Raw genomic sequence first — 22,148 nt, 5'->3', positions numbered from 1 at the left:
AACATAAAAACAATGAAAAAAATTATTTTAAAAGCAATTTTTTGTTCTACCTTATTAACTACAACTGTATTAACATTTTCATGTAGCACTGATGATAATTCTAGTACAGATGTTAACCAACAGGAGCTAACTACTGATAACTTTAAAGGTACTATTAAATCAGGTCAAAACCTTACATTAGATGCTACAAAAATTTATTATCTAACAGGCATTGTAACAGTAGAGAATGGAGCTACATTAACAATTCCTGCAGGTACAAAGTTTGTTGCAACAGGTGGTACATCTTCATACTTAATAGTAGATAGAGGTGGTAAAATATTCGCTAATGGAACTGCTACAAATCCAATTGTTTTCCAAGGAGTTAATCATACTCCAGGGGAATGGGGTGGTTTAGTTGTACTTGGTAAAGCTACTTCAAATCGTAGTACTTCTGGTGAATCTACTTCAGAATTAGGTGATAAGACTTATGGTGGAAAAGAAAATTCAGATAATTCAGGTTCTTTAACTTATGTAATTATAAAAGATTCTGGTGCTAAATTTAGTCCTGAAAAAGAGTTTAATGGACTTTCATTATTTGGAGTAGGTAGCGGAACAAAGGTTGACAATATATATATAGAAAACGGTGCTGATGATGGTATTGAATTTTTTGGTGGAACTGTAAATGCATCTAACATCATTGTAAATGGAGTTGGAGATGATTCTTTCGATTGGACTGAAGGTTGGTCTGGAACAGGAACGAATTGGTATGCTAAAAGAAGACCATCAGCTATCAATGGAGAAATGGGAAATAGAGGTATAGAAGCAGATACACAGGATACAAACCCAAATGCTAACCCTGTATCAAATCCTACAATAAAAAACATAACAGTTGTTGGTAGTAAAGAAGGACAAGAATCTCAAGGAGCTAAATTAAGAGCTGGTACAAATGGGAATATTGATAATTTTGTTATCGCTAATTTCATAACAGGTATAGACATTGAAACTGATAGATCTTTAGAGTGGTTTAATCAAGGAGGAAAATTAACAAATGTTCGTTTTATAGATGTTACAACTAAAGCTAAAGGAACTAATACAGCTAAAGAAAGTATTGATGTTACCAATGCATTTAAACCTTATGAAAACGAAAATGCTACTGGAGCTGGTAATGGAGCGGATATCCCTACATGGGCTTATTGGACTGGATTAAAATAAATTATTATACAATAAAACTTTTTTAATAGAAAAGTTCTTCGTGTTTGTAAAATCGCTTTTTTAGGTTCTCTAGAAGAGCGATTTTTTATTGAATTATAGATAGATAATTTTAACTCATTAAAAATAGTTATTTATAAAAAGTCTACTTAAAATAAAGTATTTGTACATTTGTAAAAGAATAAGATTTAGTAAAATGGCATTAACAGAAGAACAATTAGATTCGATAGGCGAAAAATTAGTAGAAAAATTTAAATCTGTCTTCGATCCAGAGATTCCAGTTGATATATATGAATTAGGTTTAGTTTATGATGCACAAGTAAATGCTGATGGAGAGGTAAAAGTAACAATGTCTCTTACATCTCCAAACTGTCCAGTTGCAGAATCACTACCTAGAGAAGTAGAACAACGAGTAGAAGAAATAGAATATGTAACAAAATGTTATGTAGAAATCACTTTCGATCCTCCATGGGAAAGAGATATGATGAGCGAAGAAGCTAAGTTTGAATTAGGAATGTTATAATGTAACATTCCTTTTTTTATTGTTAAGATAATCGTTAGGTCATGGATTTAAATTACAATCTTTACCATATCGTAAAGAATATCCATTTCAACCTTAATAAATCTAACTACAAATTAATCATAAAAAATAGTCTGATGAATTCATCAGACTATCAAATATTGTAATTGCTTAATTTATTAAGATCGAGCTCTCCTTATATATAAGAAAATTGTTATTATCCCAAAGCTTATATTGGGTAACCAAGAAGCTATTAATGGTGAAACATAGCCTTTCTCAGAGAAAATTGAAGTTGTCTGTGAGAAAAAAATATAAATAAATGCAAGAGTAATACCGACAGCTAAATTAATACCAATTCCTCCTCTCCTTTTCTTGGAAGAAAGAGACAAAGCTAAAATAGTTAGAATAATAGTAGAAAAAGGTGTACTTATCCTATTGTTCAATTCATTTTGATAAGCATTAACATTCGCAGAACCTTTCGATTTTTGATTTTCAATAAAATCTCTCAACTCAAAAGTATTCATTGTCTCTGCTACATATCCTTCTGGTAAAATTTCATCAGGTGTTACTGGCAACTTAAAATTTTCAGAAGCTTCGTATTTTAATTTTTCTGTATGATCTTTATTAATTTCTCTTGTATAAACACTAACCAAAGCATAAGCAGAATCTTTCTCATTCCAACTAAAACTTGCAGCAAGAACTTGTTTTTTTAATTCTGTTGAATCAAATTTTTGATATGTGAATGCATTCCCAAGTTTATCTGTACGATCATAACTATCAACAAAAACAAATTCATTAGGAGAAATTTGAGAAGCTATACGCTGTCTTTTGTAGTATTCTTCTTTATTTTTACTACTTAATAAATGCTTGTACTCGTATTTATTCTTTTTAATATTAGCCCAAGGTAAAATAACATTCCCAACAAATAATGCTGAAAAAGCAAGAAAAAGTGAAACCCAAACATAGGGTAAGGTAAATCTATAAAAACTAATTCCACCAGATAATACCCCTACAATTTCAGTTTGCATCGTTAATCGAGAAGTAAAATAAATAACTGTAATAAAAACGGCTATTGGTAAAAACGTATTGATAATCCAAATAGACCAATAAGGGTAAAATTGGGTTAATGCAATAAAAGCTGTTGATCCACTATCGTTTATACGTCCTAATTTCTGACTAAGATCGACAATTACGGCAATAGTAGAAAGTATCAGAACCATGAATACAAAGGTTCCTATAAAATTTCGGACAATATATTTATCAATTATTTTCAAATTACATTCTTTGTTTTAGTTGTGGAACTATTTGCTCTTTCCATTGTGCAAAATCTCCTGCTAATATATGCTCTCTTGCAACCTTTACCAAATCTAAATAAAATGCAAGATTGTGAATAGAAGCAATTTGCTTACCTAAAGCCTCATTAGCATTAAATAAATGGCGCACATAGGCTTTCGTATAATAGCTATCTACATAACTTGTTCCACTTTCATCTAATGGTTCAAAACAATCTTTCCATTTTGCATTTTTCATGTTCATTACTCCATTCCAAGTAAATAACATCCCATTACGTGCATTACGAGTAGGCATTACACAATCAAACATATCTACACCAAGTGCAATACATTCTATAATATTCCAAGGCGTACCAACCCCCATTAGATAACGAGGTTTGTCCTGAGGAAGAATTTCTGTAACAATATCTGTCATTTCATACATCACAGGCTCTGGTTCTCCTACAGAAAGACCACCAATAGCGTTACCTTCAGCACCAAAGTCAGCAATATATTTTGCAGATTCTTGACGTAAATCTTTAAAATCATTCCCTTGTACAATAGGGAAAAGAGTTTGTTTGTGGCTATAATATTCTGGATTATTATTTAACCAAGTTCTACAACGTTCTAACCAGCGATGTGTTACATGCATAGCACGTTTTGCATCATGATATTTTGCTGGAATACCAGTTAATTCATCAAATGCCATAAAAATATCAGCTCCAATAAATCGTTGTATTTCCATCGATTTTTCTGGAGTAAACATGTGGTAAGAACCATCTATGTGAGATTTAAAACGAACCCCTTCTTCAGATTTTTTACGACTAGTAGCTAATGAGTAAACTTGGAATCCTCCTGAATCTGTAAGAATAGGCTTTTGCCAATTCATAAATTGGTGTAATCCTCCAGCTTTATTTAAAATATCTGTTCCTGGTCTTAAATACAAGTGATAAGTATTTCCAAGAATTATTTGTGCTTTGATGTCCTCTTCTAACTCACGTTGATGTACAGCTTTCACTGTACCAACTGTACCAACAGGCATAAAAATAGGTGTTTGTATTTTTCCATGATCAGTTTCTACAACACCAGCTCTTGCCTTAGAAAATTCATCTTTTTTATCAATTGAAAATTTCATAGTGTGCAAAGATATTAATTGTTTAGTTTGATATGAGTTGGATTATAAAAAAATAACAAAAAAATATACATGAAAGACTATTTTAACAAATAAATTATTTTTTTTGAACACTATTTTTTTTGATATAGTTATACTTTGGTATTATTTTTATGGATTAAAATAGTAAAAAAACGAAATGAACGAACAAGATCAAGTAGATAGTTTAAAAGATGTAATTGAAACTCCATTTAAAGATTTAGAATACTTAACAAATCTTATTATTACAGAAGGAGCAAAATTTGGTTGGGGATTGTTATCAGCATTAATCACTTTAATTATAGGTTTTTGGGTAGCTGGTAAAATAAAGAAAATGATTGAAAAGAGAATGATTTCAAGAAATGTAGATCTTTCAGTTCGCTCTTTTTTAATTCCTATTATCAATATACTTTTAAAACTTATTGTAGTAATTTTTGTTGTAGGAAGATTAGGATTAAATGCTTCAGGTTTTATTGCAGCACTTGGTGGAGCTGGTTTAGCAGTTGGTTTAGCTTTACAAGGATCATTATCTAATTTTGCCGCAGGTATTCTTATCATTCTTTTTAAACCATTTAAGGTTGGAGATTATATAGTTTCTCAAGGAAACGAAGGTACTGTGGAATCTATTAGTATTTTAAATACAGTTATAGTTACATCAAAAGGATTGGTAATCACTTTACCTAATGCAAATTTATTTAATAATCCTATTACAAATTATTCTGTAAAAGATCATCGTCGTTTAGATGTTAATGTTGGTATATCTTATGATGATGATTTTGATAAAGCCCAAAAAATACTATTAGGTGTTTTAAACCAAAATGAACTGGTAGATGATTCAAAACCTAAAACAGTAGAAATTCTTGAGTTTGCTGATAGTAGTGTAAATCTAGCTGTACGTTGTTTTGTGAAAAACGGAGATTATTGGACTGCATATTGGCAAATTTACAGAGCTGTAAAATATGCTTTAGATGAAAATAATATATCTATTCCTTATCCTCATACAGAGATGATTATTAATAACAATAGTGATAAAGCTGCTCAAGATGCTTAATCTTGTAATAAAATAATGAAATATTTTTTAATACTATTTCTATCAATTATTTCTTCTGTGCATTCTTTTGCACAGAATGAAATAATTGACAAAGAGATACATTCTGATTTTTATAAAACACAATTTACGGGGCTTTATATTTATAATCCAGAAACAAAAGAAGAAGTATATAGCTATAATGCAGATAAATATTTTACGCCTGCATCCAATACCAAAATTTTTACGCTATATACAGCCATGAAAACTTTAGGAGATTCTATTCCTGCTTTTAAATATAAAATTTTAGGAGATGAACTTCATATAGAAGGAACAGGAGATCCAACTTTTCTAAATCCAATTTATAAGAATACTCGTGTTCTTGATTTCTTAAAAAACAATGGAACTAAAATAGTTTTTCATTGGAATAACTTTGATGAGGAGTCATTTTTGCCAGGTTGGACTTGGGATGATTTCAGAAAAGATTATGCTCCAGAAAGAAGCCAATTCCCAATTCATGAGAATATTGTTTCTATCTCAAGATCCGGTAATTCAATAAGTACTTTTCCTGCATATTTCAAAGATCTTACAGAGATTAAAGAAATGCCAGAACCAAGAAATTTTTATGAGAATAAATTTTATATAGGCAATAGAAAACGTTACGAAAAAGTTCCATTTATTGTAAATGAAGATGTTATAGAGAAGTCTTTATCACAAATTGTTGGTAAACCTGTAGATATGGTAAAAACAAATATTTCATCAGATTACAAAATATATTACAGCGAAAAAGCAGATAATATTTATAAAGTAATGATGGAAAATAGTGATAATTTTCTAGCTGAACACTTACTCCTATTAATTTCTAGTACGCTACCAGGTAAATTAAGTGCTACAGAAGCAATAGATTATTCAAGAAATAATTTTTTAAAAGGTTTAAAACAACAACCAGAATGGTATGATGGTTCTGGATTATCTCGTTATAATTTATTTACACCACAAAGTTTTGTACAGGTTTTAGAAAAATTATACAATGAGTTTCCTGAAGAAAGATTATTTTCTATTTTTCCAAATGGAGGAAAAACAGGAACAATTAAAAATAGATACAGAGATACTAAGGAGCCTTATATATTTGCTAAAACAGGAACACTTAGTCATATTGTCTCTTTAAGTGGTTATATCATTACAAAGTCAGGGAAAACATTAATTTTTAGTCTGCTGAATAATAATTCGACCAAAGATTTAACATTAGTAAGAAATCAAAATGAAAAACTTTTGAAATTAGTAAGAGATAATTATTAATCTAAAAACTGTTTAAATATCATGTAATTTGAAATCGATATTTTTAAAATAAAAATAAAAAAGCTGACCTTTTTAGGTCAGCTTCTTTTATTTGTTTAAAAGAATAAGAAAATTATTTATTAATTTTTACATCCTTTAATTGTTCAAATTCTTCTTGAGAGAAAATGGTATAATTAACTTTGAAAGTCTTCCCTAGAGGAACTTCTAATGAGAACCCTCCTGCTCCAATTGCATCAATAACATCCAATTCGAAATGAGCATGCTTCCAATAGTCAAATAAATCTTTATCTACCCAAAACTCTACATCGTCAATTTCTCCAATACAAACATCCTTGTATCGAAGATAAAAATCTCCTTTTTTGAAACATTGCGGCTGAGTTCCTTCACAACAACCACCAGCCTGATATAACATTAAGTCACCATGTTTATGTTTCAGTTCCAGAAGAAGTTCTTTTGCTTTATCAGATGCAGATATACGATCAATTGATTTCATATAGCGAAATTTTAATTTTAAGCTGTTCCAGCTATGTCCAACACTATTCGGCCATCTATTTGACCTTTTTTCATTTTCTCGAAAACGTCGTTAATGTCTTCCAATTTTGCTGGAGTTACAGTAGCTTTTACTAAACCTTCGTTTGCAAAGTCCAATGCTTCTTGCAAATCTTTTCTTGTACCAACAATAGAACCTCTTACTGTGATTCTTTTTAATACAGTTTCAAAAATTGGTAATTCGAATGATCCAGGAGGTAATCCATTCAACGCGATCGTTCCTTTACGTCTTAATACATCAATACCTTGTTTAAATGCTATTGGAGAAACCGCAGTAATTAATGCACCATGCATTCCACCAACTTCTTTATGTAAAAATTTTCCAGGATCGGTATTTTTAGCGTTTACTGTAATGTCAGCACCAAGTTTTGTTGCTAAATCTAATTTGTCGTCAGCAACATCTATAGCAGCAACTTTCAATCCCATTGCTTTTGCATATTGAACTGCGACATGTCCTAGGCCCCCAATTCCAGAAATAGCAACCCATTCTCCAGGTTTTGTATCCGTTTCTTTCAATCCTTTATATACTGTTACACCAGCACATAAAATCGGAGCTATTTCTAGAAAGTTTGCATTCGATTTTAAATGTCCTACATACCTAGAATCTGCAATTACATATTCAGCGAAACCACCATCTACACTATATCCTCCATTCTGTTGAGCTTCGCAAAGTGTTTCCCATCCAGTAATACAATAATCACAACATCCACAAGCACTATATAACCAAGGCACACCAACAGCATCACCTTCTTTTACTTGTGCTTCTGGTCCACATGCCACCACAATACCAACACCTTCGTGTCCAGGTATTAACGGCATTTTGGCTTTTACAGGCCAATCTCCATCAATTGCATGTAAGTCTGTATGACAAACACCACATGCGATTACTTTTACAAGAACTTCATATCGCCCAGGAGTTTTTACTGGAACTTCTTGAATTTTTAAAGGTTGTCCATATCCTTGTACAACCGCTGCTTTCATTGTTTTTGGAATCATAATTTTATGGTTTTGAATTATTATTAATTGAATGAATAGTAGCATTTAAAAACAAAAAATGTTTTATCCTCATAAGAGAATAAAACATTTTTAATATTTTGACTAAAAGAAGCCTAATTTCTTTTTACTGTAAGAAACTAACATATTTTTAGTTTGACGGTAATGATCTAACATCATTTTATGATTTTCACGACCAATTCCAGATTGTTTATAACCTCCAAACGGAGCACCAGCAGGATAACTATGGTATTGGTTCACCCAAACACGACCAGCTTCTATAGCACGAGGAATTTGGTATAATTGGTGTGCATCTCTTGTCCAAACACCAGCTCCTAATCCGTAAATTGTATCATTTGCGATTTGTAATGCATCTGCTTCATCTTTAAAAGTTGTAACAGCCAATACAGGGCCAAAAATTTCTTCACGGAAAATTCTCATGTTGTTGTTTCCTTTAAATAATGTTGGTTTTATATAATATCCATTTTCAATATCTCCTCCAAGATGATTTGCTTCTCCTCCAGCTAATAATTCGGCACCTTCTTCTTTTCCTAATTTAATATAACCTAATATTTTGTCATATTGAATTTGAGAAGCTTGTGCACCAATCATTGTTTCTGGATCTAAAGGATTACCAGCTTTTATAGCATTTACACGAGCAACAACACGTTCTATGAATTTATCATAAATAGATTCTTGAATTAATAAACGTGATGGACAAGTACAAATTTCTCCTTGGTTCAATGCAAATAAAACGGCACCTTCTATTGCTTTATCTAAGAAGTCATCATCATGATCCATTACAGATTCAAAGAAAACATTCGGAGACTTCCCTCCTAATTCCAATGTAACAGGAATAATGTTTTCTGTAGCATATTGCATTACATAACGTCCTGTAGCTGTAGAACCAGTAAATGCAGCTTTATTAATTTTAGGATTAGTAACCAATGGTCTACCTAACTCAGCTCCAAAACCATTTACAATATTTACAACACCAGCAGGTAATAAATCACCAATCAATTCAAATAAATAAAGAATAGAAATAGGTGTAGATTCAGCAGGTTTAAGAACGACACAGTTTCCTGCTGCTAATGCAGGTGCTAATTTCCAAACCGCCATTAGAATAGGAAAATTCCAAGGAATAATTTGTGCTACAACACCTATTGGCTCATGTACAATAATAGATACAGTATCTTTATCAAGCTCGTTGATAGAACCTTCTTCTGCACGGATAACAGAAGCAAAATATCTAAAATGATCAATTGCTAAAGGAATATCTGCATTTAAAGTTTCACGAACTGGTTTCCCATTGTCATACGTTTCTACAGCGGCAATATCTTGTAAATGTTGCTCCATACGGTCAGCAATTTTATTCAAAATGATACTACGTTCTGTAGGAGAAGTATGGCTCCATGTTTTAAAAGCTTCATGTGCAGCGTCTACAGCAATCTCCAAATCTTCTTCAGAAGAATGTGCAGCTTGTGTAAAAACTTTACCTGTAACAGGAGTTATAACGTCAAAATACTTTCCTAATTTAGGTGCAAGAAATTGACCATTGATGTAATTATCATATTTTTCTTTAAATTTTGGAACATTTACTAATTTTCCCATGATTTCGATTTTTTTGATTTATCTAATTTAGCTTATTTCAATTTTAATTTATGTTTAAAAAAAGTTAATTTTTGAACATAAAGTTGTACATTTGCCATCCATCACTATTTTTGTGATGATTTTACTTAAGGGGCTGACTGGTTTTGACAGCAGGTCCAATGGGTAAGTAAGCATGCAGTGAAATGTTGTGTACTCACTTTAATCAGGCACTTCAACTTTTTAACTGGCAACGAAGAGTACGCTTTAGCTGCATAATTCTGAATTTTAGTAAGAATACGCCACGTCTATACTAGGTATAGAAGCTGAATGTCCCTCAAAAGCCTTGACTTACGGCGTTTGATACAGGGACACGGGAAAGTAAGAATAGAAACCTTAGTGCATCGGATAGGTTTCGAGATTTTAGATGATAAGCGGATGACAGAGTGTTTATTCTCAGGATTTCGTCGAAAATTAATAATAAACTAAGCATGGAGAAAGCTTATTTGTTGCTTGTTTGGACGCGGGTTCGAATCCCGCCAGCTCCACTAAAACAAATTTTACTAAGTTTTAAAAAACACACAAACACACTAATATCAGTGGGTTTTGTTGTTTTAAGACTTAAATAAAAAAAACAGGGATAAGAAATGAATTTCTTATCCCTGTTTTTTATTAAGCAAAATTCTGCATATTTACGAGATTTGCATAAGCACCTTTTTGTTCTATAAGTTGTAGATGATTACCTTGTTCTATGATTTTACCAGCTTCCATTACAACAATCTTATCAGCATTTTGTATGGTCGATAAGCGGTGAGCAATCACTAAAGAAGTTCTATTTTTCATCATATTATTCAGAGCAACTTGTACTAATTTTTCTGATTTTGTATCAAGAGCAGAAGTTGCTTCATCTAATATCATAATAGGAGGATTTTTGTAAACAGCACGAGCAATACTTACACGTTGTTTTTGTCCACCAGAAAGCTTTCCTCCTCCTTCACCAACAGATTCTTGGTATTTCTCAGGCATTTTAATAATAAATTCTTCCGCATTTGCAATTTGTGCTGCATGCTCTACTTTTTCTTGACTAGGATGTTTATCACCTAAGGCAATATTATTGAATAATGTATCATTAAATAAAATAGAATCTTGTGTTACTAAACCAAATAAAGTTCTATAATCATGTAATTTGATGTGTTTAATATCAATTCCATCAATTAGTATTTGTCCAGATTTCACATCCCAAAATCTTGTAATAAGATTCGCTAAAGTAGATTTTCCTGAACCAGATTGTCCCACAAGAGCCACAGTTTCTCCTTTGCTGATAGTTAAATTAAAATTCTCAATAACATCATGCTTTCCATAAGCAAAAGTTACATTTCTGAATTCTATTTTATCTTCAAAACTTTCGATTGATTTTGAATTTGGTAAATCTTTTATGGCAACATCAGCATCTAATACATCAAAAATACGTTGTGCAGAAACTTCTCCTTTCTGTACATCCGATAATGCTTTAGAAAAACGTTTAATAGGATCTAATAAAGTATAAAAAGTAGCAATATAAAATATGAATTGAGAACCACTTAATCCATTTCCTTCTAAAGAAAGTTTACCTCCAAAAAATACAATTAGACCAATAGTTACAGCTCCTAAAAACTCACTTGTTGGAGATGCTAACGCACGCTTTTTCATAACACGTTGTAAGTATTCTCTGTACTTATTGATCGATTCATTGAATCTACCTTTTACTTGGTCTTCTGCATTAAATATTTTAATAATTTTTAATGAAGTAAGTGTTTCATCAACATAAGTTATAATATTAGATAATTCATCTTGTGCATTTGCTGCTGCTCGTTTTAAACTTTTACCTATTAGAGAAATAATAGTTCCCATAATAGGAAAAACAAGAATAGCAAAGATTGTTAATTGATGACTTACAGTAAATAAAACAGTTACAAAAACAATTATCATGATAGGAGATCGTACAATCTCCACAATAGAATTTAAAATATTGCTTTCTACTTCGTTGACATCATTAGAAATTCTATTAATCATATCACCTTTTTTCTTTTCTGTGAAATAAGCAACAGGTAATTCTATAATTTTATTATGTATATCAACACGTAAATCTTTTGTTACTCCAGATCGTAAATCAACTAAACAAGTTTCAGATAAAAAACTAAAAATATTTCTAAATAAAAATGCTATAATGAATACAATACAAGAAATGGCTAACACATAAATAGGTCCTTCAGTATGTGAAAGATTGTTCATGTAATAGGCAGAATAATCAGAGAAGAAGTCCTTTAGATCTCCTAAGTTCCCAGAATAAATTGGTTTTATAACAATGTCTTGATTATTCTCGTCAAATAGAACACTAAGAATAGGCATCATAAATCCTAGGGCTACAATATTAAATATAGCATAAAGCAAATTGAATAATATTGCAGTTATGAATGATGATTTGTATGGTTTAGCATATGAAAATGCTCTTTTATATAAACTCATGTATATTTTTTTCCAGTTACAAATTTAAACAAAAAAAATAATGACTACTCCTCTTCAGAACAGTCATTATAATGTTAATTTTGTGGTTTGATTACTCAGAGCAACCTTTTCGTTTTTGTTTTGATTTTTTATTTTACTCGATACCAAGTTTGTGTTCTTCCTACTAGAGAAATTCCAACAAAACCTCTTACATCAAGTTTGTCATTTCCATTTAATGACATTTTAGCTTTGTATTCTTTTCCTTTATTTGGATCTAGAATTTTACCTCCAGTCCATTCTTTACCACTTTTCTTTAATCCAGATAATATCTGCATACCAAGAATAGGTTTATTTTTTAATGTACCTGAACATTCTGTACATTTTGCATCTTCTTTACCTTTTGTTAAAATCTTAGTTACTTTTCCATAAAGAACTCCATCTTTTTCGAAAATTTCTACATAAGATTTTGGTTGTTTAGTTTCATCATCTATTGTCTTCCAAGTTCCTATAGGTGATTGAGCAAACATAAAAGATGTTAACATAAAAAATAAGTTGAATAAAATTATCTTTTTCATCTTTCTTATTGTTTAATTATTATAATACTAAATTATGTAATTTTTTGGTGTAAAAAAAACACTAATTAAAATTAATTTAAAAATTTAACAAAAATTTCAATAAATATTAATTAAAAACCTGATTAACAATATATAAAATCAAAATGTTTTTTTTATTAAAAAATAAATCATTTATTTTATTAGGCCAATTTAGTGTAAATTTATTGTGTTTATGGATAATTTAACGAAGTTAATGTTTTCTAAAATTAGTTTGAATTGAATTAATAAGTAGATTATTTTATTATATTTGTCTAGTAATTTTATAGAGTTAATAGTTTTTGTAAAAATGACACGTTTGAATAAGTATAATATTCCTTTCAACAAGTTTGAATTAGAGCCTTTAATAGATTCAATTATTTATGATGAAATTTTTCAGCAGCCTAATTTTAATTATAATAAACAAGAATTATTAGAAAAATTCAATGATATTCTTTTAAAAATATTACCAAAAGAAAAAGCTGAAAAAATTTCACTTTTCTTTTTTGATCAATTTGATACTATTAGAAGAGAGTTAGAGCATTTAATTTTTAATTTTTATGCAAATGATCCAGCATCTAATTCTGAGATTGAAATAATATTAGCTTATCCAGGATTTTTTGCAATTGCGATTCATCGGTTGGCAAATGTTTTATACAAATTACAAACACCTATTTTACCTCGCTTCTTTTCAGAATATGCGCATTCTAAAACTGGAATAGACATACATCCAGGAGCAACTATTGGTAGTAATTTCTATATCGATCATGGTACAGGAATAGTAATCGGAGAAACAACTATTATTGGGAATGACGTTAAAATTTATCAAGGAGTCACTTTAGGAGCTTTTTATGTTTCTAAAAATTTATCGAATAAAAAGCGACATCCAACAATAGAAAATAACGTAACAATTTATGCTGGAGCTACAATTTTGGGAGGAACAACCGTAATAGGAGAAAATTCTGTAATAGGAGGAAATGTTTGGATAACAGAAAGTATAGAAAAAGATTCTATAGTTTATCAAGAACAATCACCAATTATAAAAAAACAAAAAACAGAAAACGAACACAATTACATCATATAAAAAATTAAATTCTATGATTTATAATAATATTTTAGAAACAATAGGAAATACGCCAATTATTAAATTAAATAAATTATTTCCAAATAATAATGTTTATATAAAAGTTGAAAAACAAAATCCAGGAGGTTCTATAAAAGATCGTATTGCTTTAGCAATGATAGAGGATGCAGAAAAAGCTGGAATATTAAAGCCAGGAGGAACAATTATAGAACCAACATCTGGAAACACAGGAATCGGATTATCTTTTGTTGCGGCTGTAAAAGGTTATAAAATTATTATTACAATGCCAGAATCTATGTCTATAGAACGTAGAAAAATTATGGAAGCTTATGGAGCAGAGTTTGTTTTGACTCCCAAGGAATTAGGAATGAAAGGAGCTATTGCAAAAGCACAAGAATTAGCAGAAACAATTGAAGGAGCATGGGTTCCTCAACAATTCGAAAATAATTCTAACCCAACTGTACATTATAATACTACGGCTAAAGAAATTATTACAGATTTTCCAAATGGCGTGGATTATTTAATTACAGGAGTAGGTACAGGAGGTCATTTATCTGGAATCGGGAAAAAATTAAAAGAAATTAAACCAACAACGAAAGTAATCGCTGTAGAACCAATTGATTCTCCAGTTATTTCTGGTGGAGATCCTGGTCCACATGCTATTCAAGGAATTGGAGCTGGTTTTATCCCAAAAACTTTGTCTACCTCTGTGATAGACGAAACTTCTCAGATTACAAAAGAAGAAGCTTTTGAATTTGCAAAAAAAGCAGCAAAGGTAGAAGGTCTTTTTGTAGGGATATCTACAGGAGCTTCATTAGCAGCTGTTTCTAAAGCTTTAAATAAAATAGAAAAAGATGCAACAATTCTTACAATAAATTATGATACAGGAGAGCGTTATTTATCTGTAGAAGGTTTGTTTTAAATAGATTTATTTAATAATTATGAGGAGAAAAAAAGGAGATGTTGTCAAAATGTCTTCTTTTTTTATTCAATATAGTCAAAAAGTCAGATGTTTTTAAATCTTTTAAGTTTGGAATTTTTTTTGATGAGATAAAAATATCAAACAAAAAACTATAAAAACAATATGGATTTTAATCAATTTACTATAAAAGGTCGTGAAGCTATACAATCTGCACAGCAGATAGCTGTAGCACATAAAAATCAAGCAATTGAACCCGCTCATATTTTAGGAGGAATGATAGATGTAGACGAAAATGTACTATCATTAATTTTAGAAAAACAAGGTATTAAGATGGACTTAATAAAGCCCGAATTAGATCTTGAAATTAATAAATACCCAAAAGTTGAAGGTCAACAAAATAATCATCTTTCTAATTCATCTAATCAGATTTTACAATCTGCACAAGAAATAGCAAAAGAGATGAACGATGATTTTATCACATTAGAACATTTATTATTAGGTATAATTAAGAATGTATCGCCTGTAAGTCAAATTCTAAAAAATAAAGGTGTAACATTCGATAACACAAAAAAATTAGTCGTAGAATTGAGAAACGGAGAAAGAGTAACTTCTGAAAACGCAGAAGGAACATATAATTCATTAAATAAATATGCTAAAAACTTAACAGATTTAGCAAAAGAAGGAAAATTAGATCCTGTTATTGGACGTGATGAAGAAATTCGTCGTGTACTACAAATATTATCTCGTCGTACAAAGAATAACCCAATTCTTATTGGTGAACCAGGTGTTGGTAAAACAGCAATTGCTGAAGGTTTAGCACACAGAATTATTAGTGGTGATGTACCAGAGAACTTATTAAATAAACAAATTTTCTCATTAGATATGGGAGCTTTGGTTGCTGGTGCAAAATACAAAGGAGAATTTGAAGAACGATTAAAGGCTGTTGTAAAAGAAGTTACAGCATCTAATGGTGAAATCATTCTTTTTATAGATGAGATACATACTTTAGTTGGAGCCGGAGGAGGAGGTGAAGGAGCTATGGATGCTGCAAACATACTAAAACCAGCATTGGCTCGAGGTGAATTACGTTCTATTGGGGCTACAACTTTAAATGAATATCAAAAGTATTTTGAAAAAGATAAAGCATTAGAACGTCGTTTCCAAAAAGTAATGGTAGAAGAACCAGATGAAGAATCTGCAATTTCTATTTTACGTGGAATTAAAGATAAGTATGAACAACATCATAAAATTGGAATAAAAGACGAAGCAATTATTGCTGCTGTAAAATTATCTACAAGATATATTACAGATCGTTTTTTACCAGATAAAGCAATTGATTTAATGGATGAAGCTGCTTCTAAGTTAAGAATGGAAATGAATTCTAAACCTGAAGAGTTAGATAAATTAGATCGTAGAATTATCCAATTAGAGATAGAAATTGAAGCTATTAAACGTGAAGATGATGAAAAGAAATTGAATCTTTTAAAAGAAGAATTATCAAATCTTCAAGATGAAAGAAATCAATTAAACTCCAAATGGGAAGCTGAAAGAAATCGTGCGGATGAAGTTCAGGATTTAAGAAAAGAGATAGAGAATATAAAATTTGATATCGAACGTGCTAAACGTGATTATGATTATGCTAAAGCATCGAAATTAGAATTTGAAGATTTGGTAAATGCCAAAAAAGATTTAGAAGATGCTGAGCTTAAATTAGAAGAAAATAAACAAAATAAATTAGTTAAAGAGTTTGTTGATGCCGATGATATCGCAGAAGTTGTATCTAAATGGACTGGAGTTCCAGCACAAAAAATGATGCAGTCTGATCGTGAGAAATTATTGAATCTGGAAACAGAATTGCACCAACGTGTATTAGGACAAGAAGAAGCTATTACAGCTGTTTCTGATGCAATTCGTAGATCTCGTGCTGGACTTAGTGATGAAGGTAAACCAATTGGTTCTTTCTTGTTCTTAGGATCTACTGGGGTTGGTAAAACAGAATTAGCAAAAGCTTTGGCAGAGTTTTTGTTCGATGATGAAAACGCAATGACTCGTATAGACATGTCTGAGTATCAAGAACGTCATGCTGTCTCTCGTTTAGTTGGAGCACCTCCGGGTTACGTTGGTTACGATGAAGGTGGTCAGTTAACAGAAGCAGTACGTCGTCGTCCTTATTCAGTTATCTTATTAGATGAGATAGAAAAAGCGCATCCAGATGTATTTAATATTTTATTACAAGTATTGGATGATGGACGATTAACTGATAATAAAGGTCGTTTGGTGAATTTCAAAAACACAATTATTATTATGACGTCTAACTTTGGTTCTCATACAATTCTTGAGAAATTCTCTGGAATTGATGAAACAAATGTTGCTGAGGTTTATAATGATACAAAAGATGTTGTTTTTGAGGAATTAAAACAAAATTTCCGTCCAGAGTTCTTGAACCGTATCGACGAAATTATTTTATTCCGTCCATTGACAGAGAACCAAATTTCTGGGATAGTAAATATTTACTTGAAAGGAGTTGCTAAAAAATTAGCTTTACGTGATATTACATTAGATATTACACCAGAAGCTGTAGATTATTTAGCTAGAAAAGGATATGATCCTCAATTCGGTGCTCGTCCATTGAAAAGAGTTATACAACAAGATGTGTTGAATGAGCTTTCTAAAGAAATTTTGAAAGGAGAAATCAATGACAACGATGCTGTTTTAATTGATTATTTTGAAGAAAAACCTGGAGATAACAAATTAGTTTTTCGTACAGGGTTATAATATTGAGATTTTATTTAATGTGAATAAAGAATCCTACTTGAGAAATTGAGTAGGATTTTTTTATCTATTTTTTTTCAGAATATGTCTATTATCTAAATTATTTTGGGGGCAATTGCTATTACAAATTACAGAATAAAAAAGATGAATTAAATAATTTCAATATATAACTTTTGTATTTGTTATATGGTATTTTAATATTTTCAAATAACTTTTTAAAAATCAGATTTTTTATTCTCTTTCTTCTTCATCATTTCTATTATCTAAATGATGATATTCTTTGATTTCTTCTTCAAGTTTCTTTCTATTTTTTCTTTTAATGTAGTCCTTAATCGTCATATAAGTTAATAAAACAACTAATGCAGCTACCATAATATAGTTGATATATGTAAAAACATTATTAATTATATCTGCAACAATTTCATTTGGATTATCTGCAATTTGTTCTTGTTCTCCCATAACTTTTAATTCTTGATAAAAATAGGTAAAAGGTTTAACAATACAAACAACTAATTGTATCTTTGCATTTATAGATTTTAAGTAAATGTGTCAACCAAAGAGATATACGATTACCGCAGCATTACCGTATGCTAATGGTCCTTTACACATCGGTCATATGGCTGGTGTATATGTTCCATCAGATATTTATGCTCGTTTTTTAAGAAGAAAAGGAAAAGATGTAGCCTTTATTGGAGGTTCTGATGAACATGGTATTCCAATTACTATTCGTGCAAAAAAAGAAGGTGTAACACCTCAGGATATTGTAGATAGATACCATGAAAACATTAAAACAACATTAGCTAATTTTGGTGTAACATTCGATATTTATTCACGTACTACTTCGGAAAAGCATAGAGAAGTATCTCAGGATTTCTTTAAAACTTTATACAACAATGATAAGTTTACAGAAGAAGTTACAGAACAATTTTATGATGAAGATGCACATGAGTTTTTGGCTGATAGATATATTCGTGGAGAATGTCCTAAATGTGGAAACCCTGATGCTTATGGAGATCAATGTGAGAAATGTGGATCTACATTAAGTCCAGAAGAATTAATAAATCCTCGTTCTGCTTTATCTGGAAATACACCAATCAAAAAAGAAACTAAGAACTGGTATCTACCATTAGATCAATACCAAGATTTCTTAAAGGAATGGATTTTAGTAGGACATAAAAACGATTGGAAATCTAGTGTTTATGGTCAAGTAAAATCATGGTTAGATGACGGATTAAAACCTCGTGCAATGACTCGTGATCTTAACTGGGGAGTTCCAGTACCTGTAGACGGAGCAGAAGGTAAAGTAATGTATGTTTGGTTTGATGCACCAATTGGTTATATTTCTTTCACACAAGAATGGGCTGAAAAAACAGGGAAAAACTGGAAAGATTACTGGCAAAATGAAGAAACTAAATTAGTTCATTTCATAGGTAAAGATAATATTGTTTTTCACTGTATTATATTTCCAACAATGATGAAAGCTCATGGAGATTATATTATGCCAGATAATGTACCTGCAAACGAATTTTTGAATTTGGAAGATGATAAAATTTCTACTTCAAGAAACTGGGCGGTTTGGGCTCATGAGTATTTAGAAGATTTTCCAAATCAACAAGATACTTTGCGTTATGTATTAACAGCTAACATGCCAGAGAATAAAGACAATAACTTTACTTGGAAAGATTTTCAAACAAAAAATAACTCAGAGTTAGTTGGTATTTTAGGAAACTTCATAAATCGTGTAATGGTTTTAACACACAAATATTACGATGGAATTGTTCCTGAAAAAACAATAGAATTTGAAGAGTTAACAGAGATAAAATATTTTGCAACACGTATTGCAGAGCATATCGAAAAATATGAATTCCGTGCAGCACTTACAGAGTACATGAATTTGGCTCGTTTAGGAAATCAGTTTTTACAAGCACAAGAGCCTTGGAAAAAAGGAGATGATCCGGAAACTGTAAAAGGAATTATGTATACAGCGAATCAAATTGCTGCTGCATTAGCACAATTAGGAGAACCTTTTATTCCTTTTGCATCAGATAAAATGTTATCGATGATGAATTTGGAGAGAGAAGATTGGAATGATTTAGAATCTACAGACGAATATGTACCTGTAGGTCATCAATTAGGTCAATCAGAATTAATTTTCTCTAAAATTGAAGACGAGGCAATAGAAGCACAAATTAATAAGTTGAACGAAAGTAAAGTCAAAAATAATATGACAAACCCAAATGCTGAACCACAAAAAGAATTGATTTCTTTTGATGATTTCCAGAAAATGGATATCCGTATAGGAACTATTTTAGAAGCAAAAAAAGTAGAGAAAGCAGATAAATTATTCGAGTTGAAAGTTGATACTGGAATGGATATTCGCACAATTGTTTCTGGTATTGCAGAGCATTTTACTTTAGAGGAAATCGTAGGTAAACAAGCAATGGTTTTAGCTAATTTAGCGCCACGTAAAATTCGTGGAATAGAATCGCAAGGAATGTTATTATTTGCTGATAAAGAAGATGGTAAATTAACTTTTGTTAATCCAGAAGCTGAAACTCCAAATGGAGTACAGGTAGGATAATAACTGTTTGATTTTAAATAAATATAAAAAGCCATCTCAAATGAAGAGATGGCTTTTTCTTTTTCTATTATTTAGTTTGATTTTATCTTTAAATATTCATAAAAATCAATGCTTTAAAATTTTATTAGCTTACATATATTTCGTATTTTTGCGTACTAGTTAAAATTCAAAAAAGAAAGATGATAAACATTTCTCTTCCAGACGGAAGTGTAAGACAGTATGAGAGTGGTGTAACTCCAATGGAGATTGCACAAAGCATTAGTGAAGGTTTAGCACGTAATGTAATATCGGCTTTGGTTAATGACAAACAAGTTGAGACAACAACCCCAATCACGACAGATGCAACGATCAAATTGTTAACCTGGAATGATGAAATGGGTAAAAAAGCTTTTTGGCACTCATCTGCTCACTTATTAGCACAAGCTATTATGGAGTTTTATCCTCATGCAAAATTAACAATAGGACCTGCTATTGATAAAGGTTTTTATTATGATGTTGATTTTGGTGATGATAAATTTACAGAAGCTGATTTTGCTAAAGTAGAGAAAGCAATGCTTGAAAATGCAAAAAAGAAAGCTGAATTTAAATTATACCCAGTTTCTAAAGCAGAAGCATTAGAAACATATAAAGATAATGAGTACAAAACAGAATTAATCTCTAATTTAAAAGATGGAGATATTACATTCTGTACACATGATAATTTTACAGATTTATGTCGTGGAGGTCATATCCCGAACACAGGAATCGTAAAAGCTGCTAAAATCTTAAATGTTGCAGGAGCATATTGGCGTGGAGACGAGAAAAACAAAATGTTGACTCGTGTTTATGGAATTACATTCCCAAAACAAAAAGATTTAACAGAATATCTTGAGTTGTTAGAAGAAGCTAAAAAACGTGATCACCGTAAATTAGGTAAAGAATTAGGTTTATTTGCTTTTTCTGAAAAAGTAGGAGCTGGTTTACCATTATGGTTACCTAAAGGAGCTGCTTTGAGAAGAAAATTAGAAAATTTCTTATTGAAGCAACAACAAAAATTAGGTTACGAAATGGTTGTTACTCCTCATATTGGTCAGAAAGAATTGTATGTAACATCTGGTCACTATGCAAAATATGGCGCAGATAGTTTTCAACCAATAAAAACACCAAACGAAGGAGAAGAGTTTTTATTAAAACCAATGAACTGTCCACATCACTGTGAGATTTATAGAACTTCTCAATGGTCGTACCGTGATTTACCAAAACGTTATGCAGAATTTGGTACAGTATATCGTTACGAACAATCAGGAGAATTACATGGATTGACTCGTGTTCGTGGATTCACTCAAGATGATGCTCATATTTTCTGTACTCCAGATCAATTATTAGAAGAATTTAAAAAAGTAATTGATTTAGTATTGTATGTATTCAAAAATTTAGGATTCGATAATTATTCTGCTCAAATTTCTTTAAGAGATCCAGATAATAAAGAAAAATATATCGGTTCTGATGAGAATTGGGCAAAAGCTGAACAAGCTATTATAACTGCATCTGCTGAAAAAGGTTTACCAACAGTTGTAGAATATGGTGAAGCTGCTTTTTATGGTCCAAAATTAGACTTTATGGTAAAAGACGCTTTAGGACGTCAATGGCAATTAGGAACAATCCAGGTTGACTACAATTTACCAGAACGTTTTGATTTAACATATACTGGAGCAGATAACGAAAAACACAGACCAGTAATGATTCACCGTGCACCATTCGGTTCTATGGAGCGTTTCATTGCTATCTTATTAGAAAATACAGCAGGTAATTTACCTCTTTGGTTAACTCCAGATTTATTCACAATTTTACCAATTAGTGAAAAATATGTGGAATATGGAGAAAAAGTATTAAATTTGCTCGCTGAAGAAGAAATTAACGGATTGATTGACAGTAGAAATGAAAAAACTGGTAAAAAAATTCGTGATGCAGAAATCAACAAAATTCCTTTCATGTTAGTTATAGGTGAAAAAGAAGCAGAAAACGGTACAGTTTCTGTAAGAAGACATGGAGAAGGAGACTTGGGAGAGATGACAATAGAAGAATTCATCGCTTTCATGAAGGAACAAATCAAATTAAAATAATTTAAAAACAGAATACTATCGCAATAAGA

The 22,148-nt window shown here is 30.9% G+C and carries 17 protein-coding genes and 1 other RNA gene; 10 read left to right on the top strand and 8 right to left on the bottom strand.

Features of this window, described 5'->3' with window-relative positions; genetic code table 11:
- Positions 1-12: 12 nt before the first annotated feature.
- Together RT575_RS05380 and RT575_RS05375 are read left to right on the top strand one after the other, a co-directional pair.
- On the top strand, positions 13-1,191 hold the full coding sequence (locus RT575_RS05380) for a hypothetical protein (protein WP_313579385.1): 1,179 nt from the start codon (positions 13-15) through the stop codon (positions 1,189-1,191).
- Positions 1,192-1,384: 193 nt separating this feature from the next.
- Positions 1,385-1,711, top strand: a complete 327-nt coding sequence (locus RT575_RS05375; RefSeq protein WP_313579383.1) for an iron-sulfur cluster assembly protein — start codon at positions 1,385-1,387, stop codon at positions 1,709-1,711.
- Between the two features lie 176 nt (positions 1,712-1,887).
- On the opposite strand, the gene RT575_RS05370 is transcribed toward RT575_RS05375, so the two are convergent.
- Together RT575_RS05370 and tgt are read right to left on the bottom strand one after the other, a co-directional pair.
- Positions 1,888-2,928 carry an LptF/LptG family permease gene (locus RT575_RS05370; protein ID WP_409515945.1) on the bottom strand — a complete coding sequence of 347 codons (1,041 nt, stop codon included), beginning with the start codon at positions 2,926-2,928 and terminating at the stop codon, positions 1,888-1,890.
- A 55-nt stretch (positions 2,929-2,983) separates the two neighbouring features.
- Complete coding sequence (gene tgt, locus RT575_RS05365; RefSeq protein WP_313384852.1) at positions 2,984-4,114, bottom strand: tRNA guanosine(34) transglycosylase Tgt; 1,131 nt, start codon at positions 4,112-4,114, stop codon at positions 2,984-2,986.
- Between the two features lie 175 nt (positions 4,115-4,289).
- On the opposite strand from tgt, the gene RT575_RS05360 reads away from it, so the two are divergent.
- The gene (locus RT575_RS05360; protein ID WP_313384850.1) at positions 4,290-5,180 is read left to right on the top strand and encodes a mechanosensitive ion channel family protein; all 891 of its coding nucleotides are present in this window, start codon (positions 4,290-4,292) and stop codon (positions 5,178-5,180) included.
- Positions 5,181-5,195: 15 nt separating this feature from the next.
- Positions 5,196-6,455 (top strand): D-alanyl-D-alanine carboxypeptidase, encoded by a 1,260-nt coding sequence (locus RT575_RS05355; protein ID WP_313579380.1) that lies wholly within the window; start codon positions 5,196-5,198, stop codon positions 6,453-6,455.
- Positions 6,456-6,567: 112 nt separating this feature from the next.
- Here the strand turns inward: RT575_RS05355 and RT575_RS05350 are convergent, their stop codons facing one another.
- From RT575_RS05350 to RT575_RS05340, 3 genes are all read right to left on the bottom strand, one after another.
- A complete protein-coding gene (locus RT575_RS05350) occupies positions 6,568-6,948 on the bottom strand; it encodes a DUF779 domain-containing protein (protein ID WP_313384846.1) in 381 nt (126 codons plus the stop codon).
- Positions 6,949-6,965: 17 nt separating this feature from the next.
- The gene (adhP, locus tag RT575_RS05345; protein WP_313579378.1) at positions 6,966-8,000 is read right to left on the bottom strand and encodes an alcohol dehydrogenase AdhP; all 1,035 of its coding nucleotides are present in this window, start codon (positions 7,998-8,000) and stop codon (positions 6,966-6,968) included.
- Between the two features lie 102 nt (positions 8,001-8,102).
- Positions 8,103-9,608 (bottom strand): aldehyde dehydrogenase family protein, encoded by a 1,506-nt coding sequence (locus RT575_RS05340; protein WP_313579376.1) that lies wholly within the window; start codon positions 9,606-9,608, stop codon positions 8,103-8,105.
- A gap of 129 nt (positions 9,609-9,737) precedes the next feature.
- Here RT575_RS05340 and ssrA point away from each other — a divergent pair.
- Positions 9,738-10,135: a transfer-messenger RNA gene (gene ssrA, locus RT575_RS05335) on the top strand.
- Positions 10,136-10,256: 121 nt separating this feature from the next.
- Here the strand turns inward: ssrA and RT575_RS05330 are convergent.
- Positions 10,257-12,089 (bottom strand): ABC transporter ATP-binding protein, encoded by a 1,833-nt coding sequence (locus tag RT575_RS05330; protein WP_313579374.1) that lies wholly within the window; start codon positions 12,087-12,089, stop codon positions 10,257-10,259.
- Positions 12,090-12,217: 128 nt separating this feature from the next.
- Positions 12,218-12,643, bottom strand: coding sequence for a DUF2147 domain-containing protein (locus tag RT575_RS05325; protein ID WP_313384840.1), 426 nt, complete (start codon positions 12,641-12,643; stop codon positions 12,218-12,220).
- 325 nt (positions 12,644-12,968) lie between these two features.
- On the opposite strand from RT575_RS05325, the gene epsC reads away from it, so the two are divergent.
- From epsC to clpB, 3 genes are all read left to right on the top strand, one after another.
- Positions 12,969-13,742, top strand: a complete 774-nt coding sequence (gene epsC, locus RT575_RS05320) for a serine O-acetyltransferase EpsC (RefSeq protein ID WP_313579372.1) — start codon at positions 12,969-12,971, stop codon at positions 13,740-13,742.
- Between the two features lie 13 nt (positions 13,743-13,755).
- The gene (gene cysK / locus RT575_RS05315; RefSeq protein WP_313579370.1) at positions 13,756-14,664 is read left to right on the top strand and encodes a cysteine synthase A; all 909 of its coding nucleotides are present in this window, start codon (positions 13,756-13,758) and stop codon (positions 14,662-14,664) included.
- Between the two features lie 162 nt (positions 14,665-14,826).
- Positions 14,827-17,439 carry an ATP-dependent chaperone ClpB gene (clpB, locus tag RT575_RS05310; RefSeq protein ID WP_313579368.1) on the top strand — a complete coding sequence of 871 codons (2,613 nt, stop codon included), beginning with the start codon at positions 14,827-14,829 and terminating at the stop codon, positions 17,437-17,439.
- 228 nt (positions 17,440-17,667) lie between these two features.
- Here clpB and RT575_RS05305 read toward each other — a convergent pair whose 3' ends face one another.
- Positions 17,668-17,895 (bottom strand): hypothetical protein, encoded by a 228-nt coding sequence (locus tag RT575_RS05305; RefSeq protein ID WP_313579366.1) that lies wholly within the window; start codon positions 17,893-17,895, stop codon positions 17,668-17,670.
- Between the two features lie 85 nt (positions 17,896-17,980).
- On the opposite strand from RT575_RS05305, the gene metG reads away from it, so the two are divergent.
- Together metG and thrS are read left to right on the top strand one after the other, a co-directional pair.
- Positions 17,981-20,017 (top strand): methionine--tRNA ligase, encoded by a 2,037-nt coding sequence (metG, locus tag RT575_RS05300; protein ID WP_313579364.1) that lies wholly within the window; start codon positions 17,981-17,983, stop codon positions 20,015-20,017.
- 179 nt (positions 20,018-20,196) lie between these two features.
- Complete coding sequence (gene thrS / locus RT575_RS05295; protein WP_313579362.1) at positions 20,197-22,119, top strand: threonine--tRNA ligase; 1,923 nt, start codon at positions 20,197-20,199, stop codon at positions 22,117-22,119.
- The last annotated feature ends 29 nt before the right edge of the window (positions 22,120-22,148 follow it).

The sequence above is a fragment of the Chishuiella sp. genome, from assembly GCF_032109125.1.
Taxonomy (GTDB): domain Bacteria; phylum Bacteroidota; class Bacteroidia; order Flavobacteriales; family Weeksellaceae; genus Empedobacter.
This window is presented reverse-complemented; position numbering and strand designations above follow the sequence as displayed.